The following is a 15,207-nucleotide window of genomic DNA, read 5'->3' on the forward strand; positions in this document are numbered from 1 at the left end:
TTTGAATTCAAGAGGGGAGCAGTAAATGCAAAAATTTCCACTAACAGTGGTGGGTGCCAATAAATTGCGCGCCGAATTGGAAGAACTTAAAACCGTGGTTAGACCGCGTATCATTCAGGCTATCTCTGAAGCGCGTGCACACGGCGATTTAAAAGAAAATGCCGAGTACCACGCGGCGCGCGAACAACAAAGCTTTGCCGAAGGCCGGATCGCCGAGATAGAAGGCAAGTTGTCCAATGCCAATATCATCGATGTCACCAAAACGGAGGCTAACGGCAAAGTGGTGTTCGGGGCGACGGTGGAAATCGAAGATCTCGATTCCGGTAAGACTGTAACGTATCAGATCGTCGGCGAAGATGAAGCCAATATCAAGGAAGGCCGCATTTCGGTGGGGTCGCCGATTGCCAGGGCATTAATCGGCAAGGAAGTGGAAGATGTAGTGACGGTAAAGGCGCCGGGCGGCAATATCGAATACGAGATTCTCTCGGTTCAATATATCTAGGCTGTTTTGTTGATGGGGAGGCGCTTCCTCCCCATTGGCTTTATTTTTTTGGGTTCAAACGATAAATAACGGTTACTTGGCCAATGGATTGCACCAGTTCGGCCTTGGTTTGTGCGCAGATTTGTTCTCTAATAGCGCCACGCTCGTCTCTTTCCGCGCGAATTTTGACCTTGATCAGCTCGTGAGCGTCCAGCGCTAAATTAATTTCTTTGATAACCGCGTCAGTCAAGCCGGCCTGGCCGATAATCACCACGGGATTTAGCGGGTGAGCTTGAGCTTTCAGCTTTTTCTTTTGAATAGGATTCACTCTGTTTCCTTGAACTTTAAAAACCCAGCAATTTTACACGAATAGAAAATATGGCACGCAGCAAAAGTAGCCAGCAATGGATGCAGGAACATTTCCAAGACGAGTATGTCAAGAAAGCACAGGCAATGGGTTATCGCTCTCGTGCTGTGTTCAAACTGATAGAAATCCAAGAAAAAGACAAAATCATAAAACCTGGTATTAATATAGTTGACCTAGGCGCCGCACCGGGCGGATGGTCGGAATATGTCAGCAAAATCGTCGGTAAAAAAAACAAGGTGATTGCGCTGGATTTGTTGGCTATCGATCCTATTGACGGCGTGGACTTTATTCAAGGCGACTTCCGGGAAGACGAAGTGCTTGAGCAGCTCTATAAAGTGCTTGATGGCGAACCGGTTCACTTGTTATTGTCGGACATGGCCCCCAATATGAGTGGTAGCCGGGAAATGGATCAGCCACGGGCCATTTACCTGGGCGAACTGGCTTTGGATGCCGCGCAACACATATTGGCTAAGGGTGGTACGTTTTTGATCAAGATGTTTCAGGGCGCCGGATTTGATGAATACTATAATCAAGTGCGTCAGCAGTTCAGTAGTGTGGTGATTAGAAAGCCGAAAGCTTCGCGGGCCAGAAGTAACGAAGTGTATATTTTGGCGAAAGGTTTTAAATAAATATGCGATAGTCGCCGTTCATAGGGCTATGATGGCGGTGGGATGCGAGTAGTCCTGATACAATTACTCGGTTTTTAAATTTTGAGGCCAATCCAGGCCGGAGCGCGTAACTTGAGCGATATGATTAAAAATTTAATTTTGTGGGTGGTCATCGCCGTAGTGTTGATGGCTGTATTCAACAGTTTCGGGTCGCGGGCGATTCGTAGCGACGCGACTTTTTCGTATTCGCAATTGATCGACGCTGTCAAAGCTGGACAAGTTCAGCAGGTTGCGATCTCCGATAATACTGTCAAAGGCAAAATGGTCTCCGGCGATAAGTTTAAGACTTATATGCCGAACGATCCGCATTTGATTGACGATCTGTTGGCTAACGGTGTGGAAATATCCGTTCAGCCACCCGAAGAACCTTCCATGCTGATGCAAATATTCGTGTCATTCGGCCCGATTTTGTTGCTGATCGCGGTTTGGGTATTCTTCATGCGGCAGATGCAAGGCGGTGGAGTCGGTGGTCGTGGCGGCGCGATGGGCTTTGGTAAAAGCAAAGCGCGGATGCTGGATCAGGATCAAAACAAGGTGACTTTTGCTGATGTCGCGGGTTGTGATGAGGCGAAGGAAGAGGTCGAAGAAATGGTCGACTTCCTTAAAGACCCTGCCAAATATCAAAAACTCGGCGGCAAGGTGCCGCGCGGCGCCTTGATGGTTGGTCCTCCAGGTACCGGTAAAACCTTGTTAGCCAGAGCAATTGCCGGCGAAGCGAAAGTACCGTTCTTCACTATTTCCGGTTCGGACTTTGTAGAAATGTTCGTTGGTGTCGGTGCCTCCAGGGTGCGTGACATGTTCGAACAAGCCAAAAAACATGCACCTTGCATCATCTTTATCGACGAGATCGATGCGGTCGGTCGTTCACGCGGCGCCGGATTAGGCGGCGGTAACGACGAGCGCGAACAAACCTTGAACCAATTATTGGTCGAGATGGACGGCTTTGAAGGTCACGAAGGCATTATTGTTATCGCGGCAACCAACCGTTCCGACGTGCTGGATAAAGCGTTGTTGCGTCCAGGTCGTTTCGACCGTCAAGTTGTGGTCGGATTGCCCGACGTCAGAGGTCGCGAGCAAATTCTTAACGTGCATCTGAAAAAAGTGCCGGCGGCGGATGATGTCAAAATCAAGTATATCGCTCAAGGTACGCCAGGTTTCTCCGGTGCCGATTTAGCCAACTTGGTTAACGAAGCTGCCTTGTTCGCTGCGCGCTATAACAAGCGTTTGGTCAGCATGGTGGACTTGGAAAAAGCCAAGGACAAACTGATCATGGGTGCGGAAAGACGCTCCATGGTGATGGACGAGAAAGAAAAGAAAATGACCGCTTACCACGAAGCCGGTCATGCCATCGTCGGTCGCTTGGTGCCTGAACACGATCCTGTCTACAAAGTCAGCATTATGCCGCGTGGCCGTGCGTTGGGTGTGACAATGTTCTTGCCGGAACGCGATCAATACAGCGCCAGCAAACGTAAACTGGACAGCATGATTTCCAGTCTATACGGCGGCCGGATTGCCGAGGAATTGATTTTCGGCTGGGAACAAGTATCTACCGGTGCTTCTAATGACATCGAACGTGCTACCGAGTTGGCCAGAAATATGGTGACCAAATGGGGCTTGTCTCAACGTCTTGGCCCGTTGGCGTATAGCGAAGAAGAAGGCGAAATTTTCTTGGGCCGCTCCGTTACTCAACATAAATCTGTTGCTGAAGAAACCTCGCACACCATCGACGAAGAAATCCGGTCTATTATTGATAGAAATTACGAAAGAGCGGAAACGATTCTGAAAGAAAACGAAGACATTCTGCATGCAATGGCTGATGCCTTGATGAAATACGAAACCATCGATAAATACCAAATCGATGATTTGATGGAAAGAAAGCCGGTGAGAGAGCCAAAAGGTTGGGACGACACCCCGTCTTCCAGCGGCGGTATCAAAAGTGATCATTGGGATCAGAAAGATACCGACCCATCGATCGGAGGCGCGGCAGAGCAGGGCTGATGCCTTAACGGCAAAAGCGAGAGAGGCTCCGGCCTCTCTTTTTTTTGGGATTTAGTTAAGAGAGTTTTGAGTATGGCAAAAAAATATTTCGGTACCGACGGTATTCGCGGCAAGGTCGGAGAATACCCCATCACTGCCGACTTTATGCTAAAGCTGGGCTGGGCGACAGGCAGAGTGTTTGCCAAGGAAGGCAGTGGCTTTGTATTGTTGGGCAAAGACACGCGGATTTCCGGCTATATGTTCGAATCAGCGCTTGAGGCGGGTTTGTCGGCGGCCGGTGTGGATACGCGCTTGTTGGGACCTATGCCCACCCCAGGCATCGCATACTTGACTCGAACCTTACGAGCCAAAGCCGGCATTGTGATCAGTGCCTCGCACAATCCGTATTACGACAACGGTATCAAGTTTTTTTCCGTGGACGGCGCCAAATTGCCGGACGACGTTGAGCACCAGATCGAACAGTATCTGGATACGCCTATGACCACAGTCGAATCGGCAAAATTAGGTAAAGCGAAAAGGGTGAGCGATGCCGCTGGCCGCTACATCGAATTTTGTAAAGCAACCGTGCCACCTCAATTGGACTTTAAAGGCATGCGGATCGTCATCGATTGCGCCAACGGCGCGACTTACCATATAGCGCCGCATGTATTCAGTGAAGTCGGGGCCGAGGTGGTTACGATTGGTGCTGAACCGGATGGTTTGAATATCAACGACGAATGCGGGGCGACCAAGCCGGAAAATCTGGCCGCTAAAGTACTCGAATTTCGCGCCGATCTGGGCATAGCGCTGGATGGCGATGGCGACCGGATTATCATGGTCGATCACAAAGGCGAGATAGTCGATGGTGACGAGTTGATTTACATCATCGCTAAATCCCGCCTGGAAGAAGGCAAGCTGTTCGGCCCCGTGATCGGCACCCTGATGTCGAATCTGGGCATGGAGCATGCGTTGAAAGCCGTCGGTGTGCCACTGCTGCGCGCTAAAGTGGGCGACCGTTATGTGATGGAAATGCTCACTGAGCATAAAGGCATGCTCGGTGGTGAAGGTTCCGGGCACATCATCTGTCTGGATAAAACCACCACCGGCGACGGTATTGTTTCCGCCTTGCAAGTACTCGCGGAAATGCAACGTACCGGCAAAAGTCTGAACGAACTTAAATCCGGTATGAGCAAATACCCGCAAGTATTGGTGAATGTCAAAACCGATAAAAAAGTCAAAATAGAAGAGATCGATAGCATCAAAAAAGCCTTGGAAGCAGTAGAGAAAAAACTGGGAGACCGGGGCAGGGTCTTGCTGAGATCCTCCGGCACCGAGCCTTTGATCAGAGTGATGGTGGAAGGCGTTGACCAAGACGAGGTGGTGAGGTTTGCAAACCAACTTGCTGCTGATGTCAAGAAAGCGATTCCGGCTTGAACTAAAAGGTTTAAATCGATATTATATGCGGTCTTATTTAGCTCGGAGGATGTAATGCGTCGGTCTTTGATTATGGGTAACTGGAAAATGAACGGCTCGCTGGAAGATGGGCAAAAACTTGCTCAAGCTTTAGCTGATGGTCTTGGTAATGTTCAGCAAGAAGTCGCGGTTTGCGTTCCATTCGTCTATTTGTCAGATATTCGTAGCGTATTGGCTGCATCCCCTATCGCACTTGGCGCGCAAAACGTTGCCGACCAAGCGTCCGGTGCTTATACCGGCGAAGTATCAGCGGCAATGCTGAGCGAAATCGGCTGCAAATATGCATTGGTTGGTCACTCCGAGCGTCGCAGCTATTACGGCGATACCAACGAATCAGTCGCCAAACGTTTTTGCCAAGCCTTGAGCAAAGGCGTAGTGCCTGTGCTGTGTGTCGGCGAAACGCTGGAAGAGCGCGAGCAAGACAGAACCTTCCAAGTGGTAGACGAGCAATTGGACGCAGTGATTGCCGCCGCAGGCATCGAAGCGTTCGAAACCGCCGTCATCGCCTACGAACCTGTTTGGGCTATCGGCACCGGTAAAGTGGCGACCGATGAGCAAGCGCAAGAAGTGCACAAGTACATTCGTCAACGGATTGCCGATAGAAATCCGGTAATCGCGGAAAAAGTACAAATTTTATACGGCGGTAGCGTCAAGCCAGATAACGCAAAAGGCTTGTTTGCGATGCCCGACATTGATGGTGGTTTGGTGGGTGGCGCATCCCTGGATGCAAAAGGCTTCCTGCAAATTTGCCATTCGGTTTAGTTTCATCCGATTAAGGTCTTTATGTTGTACCAAATTATAATAATTATTCATATATTCCTGGGTATAGGCATCGTTGGCTTAGTCCTGATGCAACAAGGAAAAGGCGCCGATGCCGGTGCGACTTTCGGCGGTGGCGCATCCGGTTCAGTATTCGGTGCTCAAGGTTCTGCCTCATTTTTATCCAGGACCACTGCTATTTTTGCCACCTTGTTTTTTATTACCAGCTTAGGCTTGGCAGTATTAAGCGGCTATCAAGGTAAAAAAACCGACGTCATATTGGATTCGACGCCAGCTGCTGAACCGGTTAAGTCTGATGTACCGCTGACACAAGGTATGCCCGCAGACGGCAGCTTGCCAATTCAGGACCTTACCCTACCTGAAGCGCCAGCTATCAAAGAAGTCGAAAAACCAGCGGCAAAGTAAGCTCGTAACAAATTAAGCCGACGTGGTGAAATTGGTAGACACGCCATCTTGAGGGGGTGGTGACGCAAGTCGTGGCGGTTCAAGTCCGCCCGTCGGTACCAAACAAGGGTTTTAAGAAACCCAAAGAAGTACAGAAACCCGCAAGCTGCAAGGCTTAGCGGGTTTTTTATTGTTTAATAAGGTTCAATAGGGTGTATTGACATACCGTCATGTTGAGCGGTACAAATGACGGTATATTGAAAATTACCGGAGTTGATACCGTCATGCCGCTATCTGATCCAGCCATTAAAAACGCTAAATCCACTGCAAAGCCTTACAAAATGCCTGATGAAAAAGGCATGTATTTGTTGGTTAATCCCAATGGTGGCAAATATTTTAGACTTGATTACCGATTTGGAGGCAAGCGCAAGACATTAGCGCTTGGTGTTTATCCCGACATTAGTTTGAAGCAGGCCAGAGAAAAAAGAGATACCGCCAAAAAGCAAATTTCTGACGGTATCGATCCATGCGCCATCAAGAAAGAAGACAAGATTACAAAAGACCATACATTCGAAAATGTGACTCGTAATTGGTTCGCGTCTGCGACTCATACCGTTAGGGAAATCACCCAGCAAAAGAAAATCAGAAGATTTGAGCGATTGGTTTTTCCAGCCATTGGCAATATGATTCATGCTGAAATCAAATCACCTGATATTTACAAGATCATTAAGCCAATAATTGCCAAACACCAACTGGAAACTGCGCACAGGGTACATAGTGAGATCAGCGCGGCATTTGCCTATGCAATTGCTCACGGTTTTACCGATTATGATCCTGCACAAGCGGTGGCCGGGCAAATACCTGCCCAAAAAGTTAAACATCGAGCGGCGCTTACCGAGCCTAAAGAGGTAGCGCAGCTGCTAAGGGATATTTGCAACTATCAAGGCACATTTGTTGTGCAATGTGCGTTCAGAGTATCCCCTTATTTATTTCAGCGACCTGGAGAAATCCGACAAATGGAGTGGAAGGATGTTGATCTTGGCGCTAAGGAATGGCGATATTTTGTTACCAAAACAGAAGTGCAGCACATAGTACCGCTATCTACTCAGGCTGTTGCAATACTGGAAGCGGTAAAACCGCTAACTGGGGCCGGGCGATATGTGTTTCCATCTAGAGCCGTGGCGATGGCCGGCCAATGTCGGATAACACCATAAGAACTGCGCTTAAATCGCTGGGCTATGACAGCGATGCTATGACCGCGCACGGCTTTACCATTTAGCCGCCGACCTGCTGCTACCGCCATTGGAACTACTCCGACCAATTCCGGCAGTGGCCTGGATTCCGCTGGCGATTCTGATGTTCCCATCCACCGAATTGTCGATGACCTACATCACCTTTACCGGCGCCTTATTCCCGATTTTGCTGAACACCATCCACGGCGTGGCCGGCGTCGATGCCCGTCTGCTGGCCTCGGCGCACAGCTTGGGCGCCAATCGAATCGCAATGTTTTATGAAGTGATATTGCCGGGCGCGGCGCCGAATATCTTCACCGGTTTATCGATAGGCATGGGCACCGCCTGGTTTTGCCTAGTCACAGCGGAGATGATCGCCGGGCAATTCGGCATCGGCTACTACACTTGGTCGGCCTACACCATTCAGAATTATGCCGGCATCGTGGTCGGCATGCTGCTGATCGGCGGTCTGGGCATGCTCAGCAGCCAATTGGTCAAAAAGCTCGGCCACGCCTTGACGCCCTGGCATCGGCCGCAGGCAAAAGCCTGATGAGCCATACCGAACCAGGCCGGGTCGACATCGAAAACTTGTCGATTACCTTAGGCAGCGGCAAGCAAGCCTTCGAAGCGGTTCAGAACGTCAGCGTCTCGATAGCCCCCGGCGAGTTTATTTGCCTATTGGGCCCGTCCGGTTGCGGAAAATCGACCTTGTTAAGCGCGCTGGCCGGACATTTGCCGGCCAGCAACGGTAGCATCTGGGTCGACGCCCAGGCGATCAACAGACCCGATTCGGAGCGCGGCATCGTCTTTCAGCAACACACGCTGTTCCCGTGGAAATCGGTGATCGACAACGTAGCATTTGGCTTGAAAATGAAAGGCATCCCGCGCGACGCCCGCCATGAGCAAGCGCGCGAGTTGTTAAAGCTGGTGGGGCTGGCCGGTTTCGAAGAGCACTATCCTGCCCAATTATCTGGCGGCATGCAGCAGCGGGTCGAGATCGCCAGGGTGCTGATCAATTCGCCCAAGGTGATACTGATGGACGAACCCTTCGGCGCGCTGGACGCGCAGACCCGAATCATGATGCAGCAGTTGCTGCTGCAGGTTTGGGAGCGCTTCAACACCACCATCGTGTTCGTCACCCACGATATCGACGAGGCCCTGTTTCTGGCCGATCGTATTTTGGTGATGAGTGCCCGGCCGGGCCGAATCGTCCAAGACCTTGCTTTGGACTTTCAACGTCCGCGCGCTGCCGAATTGATTACCTCGGAAACTTTCATGCACCTCAAGCGCCATTGCCTGCAGCTATTGCATCTGCAAGATTCCGAGTTGCAGTTGCCGTAATTTCGGTGATGGCCAATCAAGACAGGACAGTTTAAAGGTAACCTTGTTAGATCGAGCGTACCGATTAGCTCTTTACCACATAAGCCGGGGAATTATCTGGCCTTGTAGATCGAATTACGAGAGTTTCTAATTGACCTTGTGAATTTACCTTGTCATGCGCCTTAGCCATACTTACCGATAAACCTATCGATCCTCTGGAGACACGTGAGTTTGAACGCCTCGGACAGAGGTGAGATCAAAAACTCGAATTGACTAGTGAGGTCTACCAATTCAGCACGCTCTTTCCAGTCCTCTGGAAGCATCATCCCGCCCTCGCGGAGTCCCTGTTCGATTTCAGAATGAAAACTCTCATCGGTGTTTCTCAGGAGGTTTCCAATATCCATAAAAGGTGTTCCGGCTAGGGCATACTCCCAATCAAGAACACCACTAAGTTGCTCTTCGTGGATTAAGATATTCGTAGGATTGAAGTCACCATGCACAAAACATGCTTCGGAGTCCAATTCTTCTAAAATTTGGCACTTGTTTCGAAGTAGCGGTATCAGCCTCCCTTTTCGTTTCGCTCCGAGTCTTTCCAATACCTCGGCGTTACCAAGGGATTTATCGATATAGCCTTGTATTCCACCAAAATCAAAAGCCGAGATCGAGCCATCCTCTTCAATTCGCCCTGGAGAATCGAAAGTACGGCTGGAGAACTGAGCAATCGCAATTCCAGCAAGCCGAGAACGCTCAGGAACTTCTTCTAGAATCTGTCCACTTAGGAACTCCAAGATTGAGAGAGACGATCGCTCAAAAAAAACCTTCGGCACCTTTACCAGCTCCCTAGCCAAATCCATTACACGAAGCTCTCTCGAAATCGAATCTGAGCTTGATATCCTTGCGACAACCACAGTACCGTCGTCGAGCGTAAGCTTATAATTAGAGTTACATTTTCCCAAGGAAAACAGAATTGACGATACGAGTAAGCGCCCGTTCAAAAACTCTTGTAGATCGGTATCGTTCAGAGCTTGAATTGGATGTCTTCGGTTTTTACTCATATTTTTTTCTTACCGCGCATCTAACTTAGACTAGCGGTGCGCGGCACGGAAAGCTGAGTAAACAAAACCGCATAATAACCGCGCTCTAGTTGAGCATCATTTTATATCGGATGAGTGATTACCAGACTGGCCCCATGTTTTCCGTTCGGCTTTTCCTCAATTTCAAATGCCTCGAAAGTCCCCCATGGTCCTATCTTGTCCCAGTTTGTCTGCCATACCCTAAACAAGGAAAAGTCCTCGGTTTGCATTAGTTGAAAACATAGGTTCTCGTTTAGGACCCGCCAGCTGTCCAAATACTCCAAGCCATCAGGTAAAAGCCTGCCGTGCTCCTCAAAATGTGCATACACCTTTCCTTTCCATCCTGGTGAAAATTTCTCAATCACCATGTAGCGCTTCATCAGATACCCCCTCACCGTTCAGAGGCCTAACGTAGAAGTGAGCGATCAGCGCGGCTTTTTGCGCAGGTCCACCCGACTGCAGGGTTAACTCTTCTCGCTGAGTGCAAGGCGAACCCCAAGAAAGACAAAAACGGCACCAACACAGCGGCTGAGCCAAGCGGCGGTATTGCGCCCGACGCCAAATGAGCGAGCATTCCCCGTAACCCAGGCTAGGAAGAGACACCAGAGCGTGCCATTGAAATTGAAAATGACACCCAAAAAAACAAAGGCGAGCGGTTTGTTGTGGGCAGACGAATCGATAAACTGCGGCACGAAAGCCAAAAAGAACAGAGCGACCTTTGGGTTAAGGATGTTGGTGATGAGCCCTTGGGCGAAAATGGCTCGTAAGGGTGTGGCGGCAAAGGCGCCCAAGGACTGCGTCGGAGCCGAGCGAGTGCGGAGAAGCGATAGCCCGACATACAAGAGATAGGTGGCACCAGCAAACTTGACGACGGAGAACGCGACGGCGGAAGTGGCGATAATTGCCGATAGTCCTAAAGCGGCAGCAAAGATATGAACGTAACAACCAAGACCGATGCCGAGGGCGGCCGCAACACCAGCCCGAACGCCCTGAGTAATGCTACGGGTAGCAATGTATAGCGAGTCTGCGCCAGGCGAGATATTCAGCAGCAGACCGGAGACAACAAAGAGGAATAGATCGTGAGTGCCGAGTATGATAGGGCTAACAACTTATTAATCTGTTAACAGTGCGTCCACCCATGAATGCTCTTATATACGATATATATTTGATTTTCATGTAACTTTTCTTATGTATATCATCGGCGATAGTGAGTTACATCCGCTAATCTTCAACCAAGGCCCGATAATGATCCGCCTGAACTTTACCCTCCACCGAATAGGTGCGCACGTCGCTGGTGATGGGCAGCATAGTCGCATTCCAGGCCTCCCATTGTTGTTTGAGCCGGGTAAACACCTCGGGATTTTTTTCCGCCAGATTGGCGCGTTCGCGCTGATCGGCGGCGACGTCGAACAGAAATTCGTTGTCGGCGATTTTCAGATATTTCCAGTCGCCAGAGCGCACGGCATGTTGTTTGTTGGCCTTGTAACGCCAAAACAGGGTGCGCGGATGCGGATTCTCGTTGCCAAGGATCACCGGCAGCAGGTTTTCCCCATCGGGTTGATACGCGGCATCCGGCGCGCCAGCAGCGGCGGCCAGCAAGGTCGGCAGCCAATCCATGCTGATCGCCACTTGCTCCGTCACTTGGGCTGGTTTTATTTTTTCCGGCCAGCGTACGATCGCCGGCACGCGGATGCCGCCTTCGAGCAGCTCGGATTTCTGACCGGTAAAAGGCCAAGTTTTGGAGAAGCGCTCGCCGCCGTTATCGCTGGTGAACACCACAATGGTGTTTTGACCCAGCCCGCGTTGCTCCAGAGTTTGCAAAACCCGGCCAATAGCGGCATCCAACGTAGTGACCATCTTGGCGTAGGTCGCCAGATTGCCGCCGTCGTAATGAAACAAGCTTTTGATTTCCCTTGAAGCCGCTTCGTCTTGTGGCCCTTCCCATGGCCAGTGCGGCGCGGTGAAATGCAGGGACAGGAAAAACGGTTTGCCGGCGTCCTGTTTGCCGATGTAATCAACGGCGCGGTCGGCAAGCAGATCGGTGTAATAACCCACCTGATGCACCGGCACTTCGCCCTCGAACAAATCATCCCTGGCATTCTCGCCACTGCCCGATTTATGGGTGAAATAATCGATGGCACCGCCGTAGTTGCCGAAAAACACGTCGTAACCGCTTTTTAATGGGCCGAATTTCGGCAGGGAACCCAGATGCCATTTGCCGAATAAGGCTGTGGTGTAGCCGCTTTTCTTCAACAACGAGGGCAAGGTCGGATGTTCCGGTGGCAAGCCGATGGTCTCCGAGGCGCCGGCGATGGGCTCTTCCAAACCACCGCGCAACCGGTATTGATAGCGGCCGGTTATCAAGCCAAACCTCGTTGCCGAGCAGACCGCCGAGTTGGAATAAGCCTGGGTAAAGCGCAGTCCTTGCTGGGCAAGTGTGTCAAGCTGCGGGGTTTGAAAATCGGTTTGACCGTAGACGCTCAAATCGCCGTAACCCAAGTCGTCGGCCAAAATGAAAATGATATTGGGCTGGCTTTTTTTATCGGCGGCAAACGGAAAATTCCAGCTAGACGCTACTGATGCCAGCGAGAGCGCCGAGAGCCCTTTCAGCACTCGGCGGCGATTGTTGTTGAATGAACTCAAGGCTTCTTCCAATGTGAAATTTAAATAGTCGGCATGAAACTGTACGGCGCTAAAGTCAAGGATTGGCCGGAACGCGATACTGGGTGATGTCCTGCGCTTTTACCGGTTTCTCGGCGTGCGGCGTGCCGGCTGGCGTCCATTCATACGGCACCGGCTGCGCGCGATATACGGTGTTGCTGGATATTTGCTGCGGATCGTCGGCGCGCGGTTGGTTGAAATAGGGACTGATATATTCCCAGACGATTTCACCCTTGGCGGTTACCTGCAAAAAACGGCCATTCATACCTTCGTCGATCAGGGTATTGCCGTTTGGCAAACGACGGGCGCTGCTGATATAGGAGCTATAAAAGGCATAATTGGGGCGGCCGGAATCGGCGCCGGTATATTGCCAGACGATTTCTTTTTTGATCGGGTCGATCTCCAGCACCCGCGAACCGAGTTGACCACCTACGCCCAATTTAACGGGCGGGTAGCCGGCTTCGCCCTGGTTGTCGAACACCAATAAATTGCCTTCGCCGGGTAGGCCTTTGGGGATAATATGGGCATCATGTTGGCCGCTGATCTGGTCCACCGGTCGCGGCACCTTGTTCTCGAAACTGGCCGGCGTAAAATCCGGACCTATGCGCCAGACCACCTTGCCGGTTTTTTTGTCGATAATCGCGATGAAATTGGCTTCGCGCGAATCGATCAATAAATTATCGGGATGAAAACGCTGGTCGCCGGCATCGAACCATTTGTTGGGACCGACGACGGACATATTGTTGAAGTGCAGGTAGTCGAACGGCTTGGTCTTATCGTTGCCGCGGCCCAGGGTTTGATGCAGATATTTTAGCGAGGCCTTGCTAAAGCCAAACTCGTTTAAGTGATCGTAGGCATGCCATTTCCAGACCACCTGGCCTTTCGGATCGACTTCATAAATGCCGTCATCCAACAATTTTTCGGCCTTGAAGCCTTTGACCTGCTTTTCGTAGTTGATCAAAATCACGGTATTGCCGTTGGGCAGTCTGCGCCAATCGTGATGTTGCCTGATGGCCGTACCGTAACCGTTGCTGTCGTTGCTGTTGCCGGAGGCCCCGTAAGTATCTTGAGCTTTGGCTCCGCCCCACTGCCAGACCACCTTGCCGTCCCAATCCACTTCGCCTATGGATTGCGCTTCCTTATTATTGGCTCCGCCGCCGGTTGCGCCGGAAAACTGCAACAACACATGGCCCTGCTGGCCGTTGACCAATTGCGGATCGAGGAACAACGGCGGTTGACCGGAGTTGGCCCATTGATGTACCTCGTTACCGTTCAAGTCGATCAGATGGGTCTTCCGGTCGGCACCGGAAAACAGCACATAACTGTTATAGGCTTTGCCGGGATCGTAGCGAGTGACGCCGGTGGGATAAATGCTGGGCGCCGCGAATGCGTGATTCGCCGATACCGTGGCAATAGCCAGAGCTAACGCAGCTAGTTTGGGATGTTTGTTAAGCATCAAGCCAGTTCCTGTAAATTAAAATCGAAAAAACGTAAGGGATTCCGTCATCGGCCAATGATTTTGCAATCGCCGATACGATAGTGACGAAGGCAGCGCAACTTCCATACCAGCGTATGGATCGAGTGGCGAAATCGGTTTGCGGCCAACAAAGGCAGCTTGCAACCAGCTGATTACATGCGTTTTTTAGGACTTTTGATTTTATAAGCGGGCAGCAAACTCCCTTATCGGTGCCTGTGAAAGGCGTTAAATATGATGGTAAATCAACACCCATTCAGCAATGGGGTTCGGATATCAACAGGTGAAGCTTGCAGTTTGATGCTCGCGAAGCCGGCGTTCAAATTCAATGGCGCACTTGTCATCGGTTGCCGCAAATGACGGTATCGATGCGCGTCAGGGCGATGCGAGCTAGTTTACGGACTTCCGGGTCTGGGTCGGCTTCGGCGGCGGTCAACGCCGGTATCGCGGCCTCGGCGCCAATTTCGCCAAGCGCGATCGCGGCTTCCTTGCGCAGGTTGCTGACCGAATGCGCCAACGTTTCCAACAATGCCGGCACTGCATCAGCATGGCCGATTCTGCCGAGTGCGCGGGCCGCGCGCAGGCGTACCTGCCAGTAGTCGTCGTTTAGTGCGGCAATCAGCGCGGGCAGCGATTCAGCGAATCTCAGTTTGCTCAGGGTCGAGGCCGCCTCCTCCCGCACTACCCAGGAAGAGTCTGTTAAAACCACAAGCAGGGCCGGCAGTACGGTTTGATCGCTGGCCATGCCCAGCGCGCCGGTCGCGGCGCGCCTGACTTCGCTGTCGGGATCGTGTTCGGCCAAGTCCGCCAAATTGGGCAAGGCCTGCGCGTATTTTAACCAGCCTAGCACGCCCACCGCCTCGCGCCGCACCGAGGCATCGCTGTCGGCAAGCGCCGCCAATGCCGGTGGCGCTGCCTCAGGCAAACGCAGCTCTCGCAATGCCCGCAATGCGGCGGCGCGAACAAAGGTACCGCCATGTTCCAGCCGAGGCAGCAACTGTAATCCCGCCGCACTAGTTTTTATGCTCGACAGGCTTTGCGCGGCTGCCGCGCGCACCGCTTCGTCGGCGTCGAGCAGCAAATCGGCCAACGCGGTGATCACCGGGGCGTCTTCCCAGCCGGCCAGCAGCGCCGCTACTTCGGCGCGCACTTCCGCCTCCTGATCGTTGGCGGCCTGTATCAGCCAAGGTAAATGGCTTTCGTCCTCCGCATCTGCCAATTCGATCAACGCAAGCCTGCGTACCGTGGCATCCGTACTGGTAAGGCGCGGCATTACCGGGGCAAGGCTGGGATTGTCGGAAGAAATATCGGTCATGG

At 51.6% G+C, this 15,207-nt stretch carries 16 protein-coding genes and 1 tRNA gene; 10 read left to right on the forward strand and 7 right to left on the reverse strand.

Annotation, left to right across the window (positions count from 1 at the left end):
• The first annotated feature begins 25 nt into the window (after positions 1 to 25).
• A complete protein-coding gene (gene greA / locus G006_RS0120645) occupies positions 26 to 502 on the forward strand; it encodes a transcription elongation factor GreA (RefSeq protein WP_020485125.1) in 477 nt (158 codons plus the stop codon).
• 40 nt (positions 503 to 542) lie between these two features.
• Here the strand turns inward: greA and yhbY are convergent, their stop codons facing one another.
• Complete coding sequence (yhbY, locus tag G006_RS0120650; protein WP_020485126.1) at positions 543 to 809, reverse strand: ribosome assembly RNA-binding protein YhbY; 267 nt, start codon at positions 807 to 809, stop codon at positions 543 to 545.
• A 50-nt stretch (positions 810 to 859) separates the two neighbouring features.
• Here yhbY and rlmE point away from each other — a divergent pair, with 50 nt between their 5' ends.
• The 9 genes from rlmE to G006_RS26090 all read left to right on the forward strand — a co-directional run bounded on the left by rlmE (position 860) and on the right by G006_RS26090 (position 8,703).
• Positions 860 to 1,477, forward strand: coding sequence for a 23S rRNA (uridine(2552)-2'-O)-methyltransferase RlmE (gene rlmE / locus G006_RS0120655; protein ID WP_020485127.1), 618 nt, complete (start codon positions 860 to 862; stop codon positions 1,475 to 1,477).
• A 120-nt stretch (positions 1,478 to 1,597) separates the two neighbouring features.
• Positions 1,598 to 3,514, forward strand: a complete 1,917-nt coding sequence (ftsH, locus tag G006_RS0120660) for an ATP-dependent zinc metalloprotease FtsH (protein WP_020485128.1) — start codon at positions 1,598 to 1,600, stop codon at positions 3,512 to 3,514.
• Positions 3,515 to 3,586: 72 nt separating this feature from the next.
• Positions 3,587 to 4,927, forward strand: a complete 1,341-nt coding sequence (gene glmM / locus G006_RS0120665; RefSeq protein ID WP_020485129.1) for a phosphoglucosamine mutase — start codon at positions 3,587 to 3,589, stop codon at positions 4,925 to 4,927.
• Positions 4,928 to 4,981: 54 nt separating this feature from the next.
• Positions 4,982 to 5,728 carry a triose-phosphate isomerase gene (tpiA, locus tag G006_RS0120670; protein ID WP_020485130.1) on the forward strand — a complete coding sequence of 249 codons (747 nt, stop codon included), beginning with the start codon at positions 4,982 to 4,984 and terminating at the stop codon, positions 5,726 to 5,728.
• 21 nt (positions 5,729 to 5,749) lie between these two features.
• On the forward strand, positions 5,750 to 6,151 hold the full coding sequence (gene secG / locus G006_RS0120675) for a preprotein translocase subunit SecG (protein WP_020485131.1): 402 nt from the start codon (positions 5,750 to 5,752) through the stop codon (positions 6,149 to 6,151).
• 16 nt (positions 6,152 to 6,167) lie between these two features.
• A tRNA-Leu gene (locus G006_RS0120680) sits at positions 6,168 to 6,252 on the forward strand.
• Between the two features lie 108 nt (positions 6,253 to 6,360).
• On the forward strand, positions 6,361 to 7,344 hold the full coding sequence (locus G006_RS26705; RefSeq protein ID WP_051067730.1) for a tyrosine-type recombinase/integrase: 984 nt from the start codon (positions 6,361 to 6,363) through the stop codon (positions 7,342 to 7,344).
• 76 nt (positions 7,345 to 7,420) lie between these two features.
• Positions 7,421 to 7,912 carry an ABC transporter permease gene (locus G006_RS26085; protein WP_081607987.1) on the forward strand — a complete coding sequence of 164 codons (492 nt, stop codon included), beginning with the start codon at positions 7,421 to 7,423 and terminating at the stop codon, positions 7,910 to 7,912.
• On the forward strand, positions 7,912 to 8,703 hold the full coding sequence (locus tag G006_RS26090) for an ABC transporter ATP-binding protein (protein ID WP_020485133.1): 792 nt from the start codon (positions 7,912 to 7,914) through the stop codon (positions 8,701 to 8,703). The genes G006_RS26085 and G006_RS26090 overlap by 1 nt, the downstream gene beginning before the upstream one ends.
• A gap of 161 nt (positions 8,704 to 8,864) precedes the next feature.
• On the opposite strand, the gene G006_RS0120700 is transcribed toward G006_RS26090, so the two are convergent.
• The 6 genes from G006_RS0120700 to G006_RS0120725 all read right to left on the reverse strand — a co-directional run bounded on the left by G006_RS0120700 (position 8,865) and on the right by G006_RS0120725 (position 15,205).
• The gene (locus G006_RS0120700) at positions 8,865 to 9,737 is read right to left on the reverse strand and encodes an aminoglycoside phosphotransferase family protein (protein ID WP_020485134.1); all 873 of its coding nucleotides are present in this window, start codon (positions 9,735 to 9,737) and stop codon (positions 8,865 to 8,867) included.
• Positions 9,738 to 9,838: 101 nt separating this feature from the next.
• Entirely contained in the window at positions 9,839 to 10,135 is a 297-nt protein-coding gene (locus tag G006_RS26095; protein ID WP_020485135.1) for a DUF3303 domain-containing protein, read from the reverse strand.
• Positions 10,136 to 10,219: 84 nt separating this feature from the next.
• The gene (locus tag G006_RS0120710; RefSeq protein ID WP_200860490.1) at positions 10,220 to 10,852 is read right to left on the reverse strand and encodes a LysE family translocator; all 633 of its coding nucleotides are present in this window, start codon (positions 10,850 to 10,852) and stop codon (positions 10,220 to 10,222) included.
• Between the two features lie 124 nt (positions 10,853 to 10,976).
• Positions 10,977 to 12,398, reverse strand: coding sequence for a sulfatase family protein (locus G006_RS0120715; RefSeq protein WP_200860478.1), 1,422 nt, complete (start codon positions 12,396 to 12,398; stop codon positions 10,977 to 10,979).
• Positions 12,399 to 12,453: 55 nt separating this feature from the next.
• The gene (locus G006_RS0120720) at positions 12,454 to 13,872 is read right to left on the reverse strand and encodes an aryl-sulfate sulfotransferase (protein WP_020485138.1); all 1,419 of its coding nucleotides are present in this window, start codon (positions 13,870 to 13,872) and stop codon (positions 12,454 to 12,456) included.
• A gap of 358 nt (positions 13,873 to 14,230) precedes the next feature.
• A complete protein-coding gene (locus tag G006_RS0120725) occupies positions 14,231 to 15,205 on the reverse strand; it encodes a HEAT repeat domain-containing protein (RefSeq protein ID WP_020485139.1) in 975 nt (324 codons plus the stop codon).
• Between the last annotated feature and the right edge of the window lie 2 nt (positions 15,206 to 15,207).

This window comes from Methylomonas sp. MK1 (assembly GCF_000365425.1).
In the GTDB taxonomy this organism is placed as follows: domain Bacteria; phylum Pseudomonadota; class Gammaproteobacteria; order Methylococcales; family Methylomonadaceae; genus Methylomonas.

Bases quoted from the DNA above. Each gene is read 5' to 3' on its own strand.
- greA (WP_020485125.1), top strand. From the start codon at position 26: ATGCAAAAATTTCCACTAACAGTGGTGGGTGCCAATAAATTGCGCGCC.
- rlmE (WP_020485127.1), top strand. From the start codon at position 860: ATGGCACGCAGCAAAAGTAGCCAGCAATGGATGCAGGAACATTTCCAA.
- ftsH (WP_020485128.1), top strand. From the start codon at position 1,598: ATGATTAAAAATTTAATTTTGTGGGTGGTCATCGCCGTAGTGTTGATG.
- glmM (WP_020485129.1), top strand. From the start codon at position 3,587: ATGGCAAAAAAATATTTCGGTACCGACGGTATTCGCGGCAAGGTCGGA.
- tpiA (WP_020485130.1), top strand. From the start codon at position 4,982: ATGCGTCGGTCTTTGATTATGGGTAACTGGAAAATGAACGGCTCGCTG.
- secG (WP_020485131.1), top strand. From the start codon at position 5,750: ATGTTGTACCAAATTATAATAATTATTCATATATTCCTGGGTATAGGC.
- G006_RS26705 (WP_051067730.1), top strand. From the start codon at position 6,361: ATGTTGAGCGGTACAAATGACGGTATATTGAAAATTACCGGAGTTGAT.
- G006_RS26090 (WP_020485133.1), top strand. From the start codon at position 7,912: ATGAGCCATACCGAACCAGGCCGGGTCGACATCGAAAACTTGTCGATT.
- G006_RS0120700 (WP_020485134.1), bottom strand. From the start codon at position 9,737: ATGAGTAAAAACCGAAGACATCCAATTCAAGCTCTGAACGATACCGAT.
- G006_RS26095 (WP_020485135.1), bottom strand. From the start codon at position 10,135: ATGAAGCGCTACATGGTGATTGAGAAATTTTCACCAGGATGGAAAGGA.
- G006_RS0120720 (WP_020485138.1), bottom strand. From the start codon at position 13,872: ATGCTTAACAAACATCCCAAACTAGCTGCGTTAGCTCTGGCTATTGCC.
- G006_RS0120725 (WP_020485139.1), bottom strand. From the start codon at position 15,205: ATGACCGATATTTCTTCCGACAATCCCAGCCTTGCCCCGGTAATGCCG.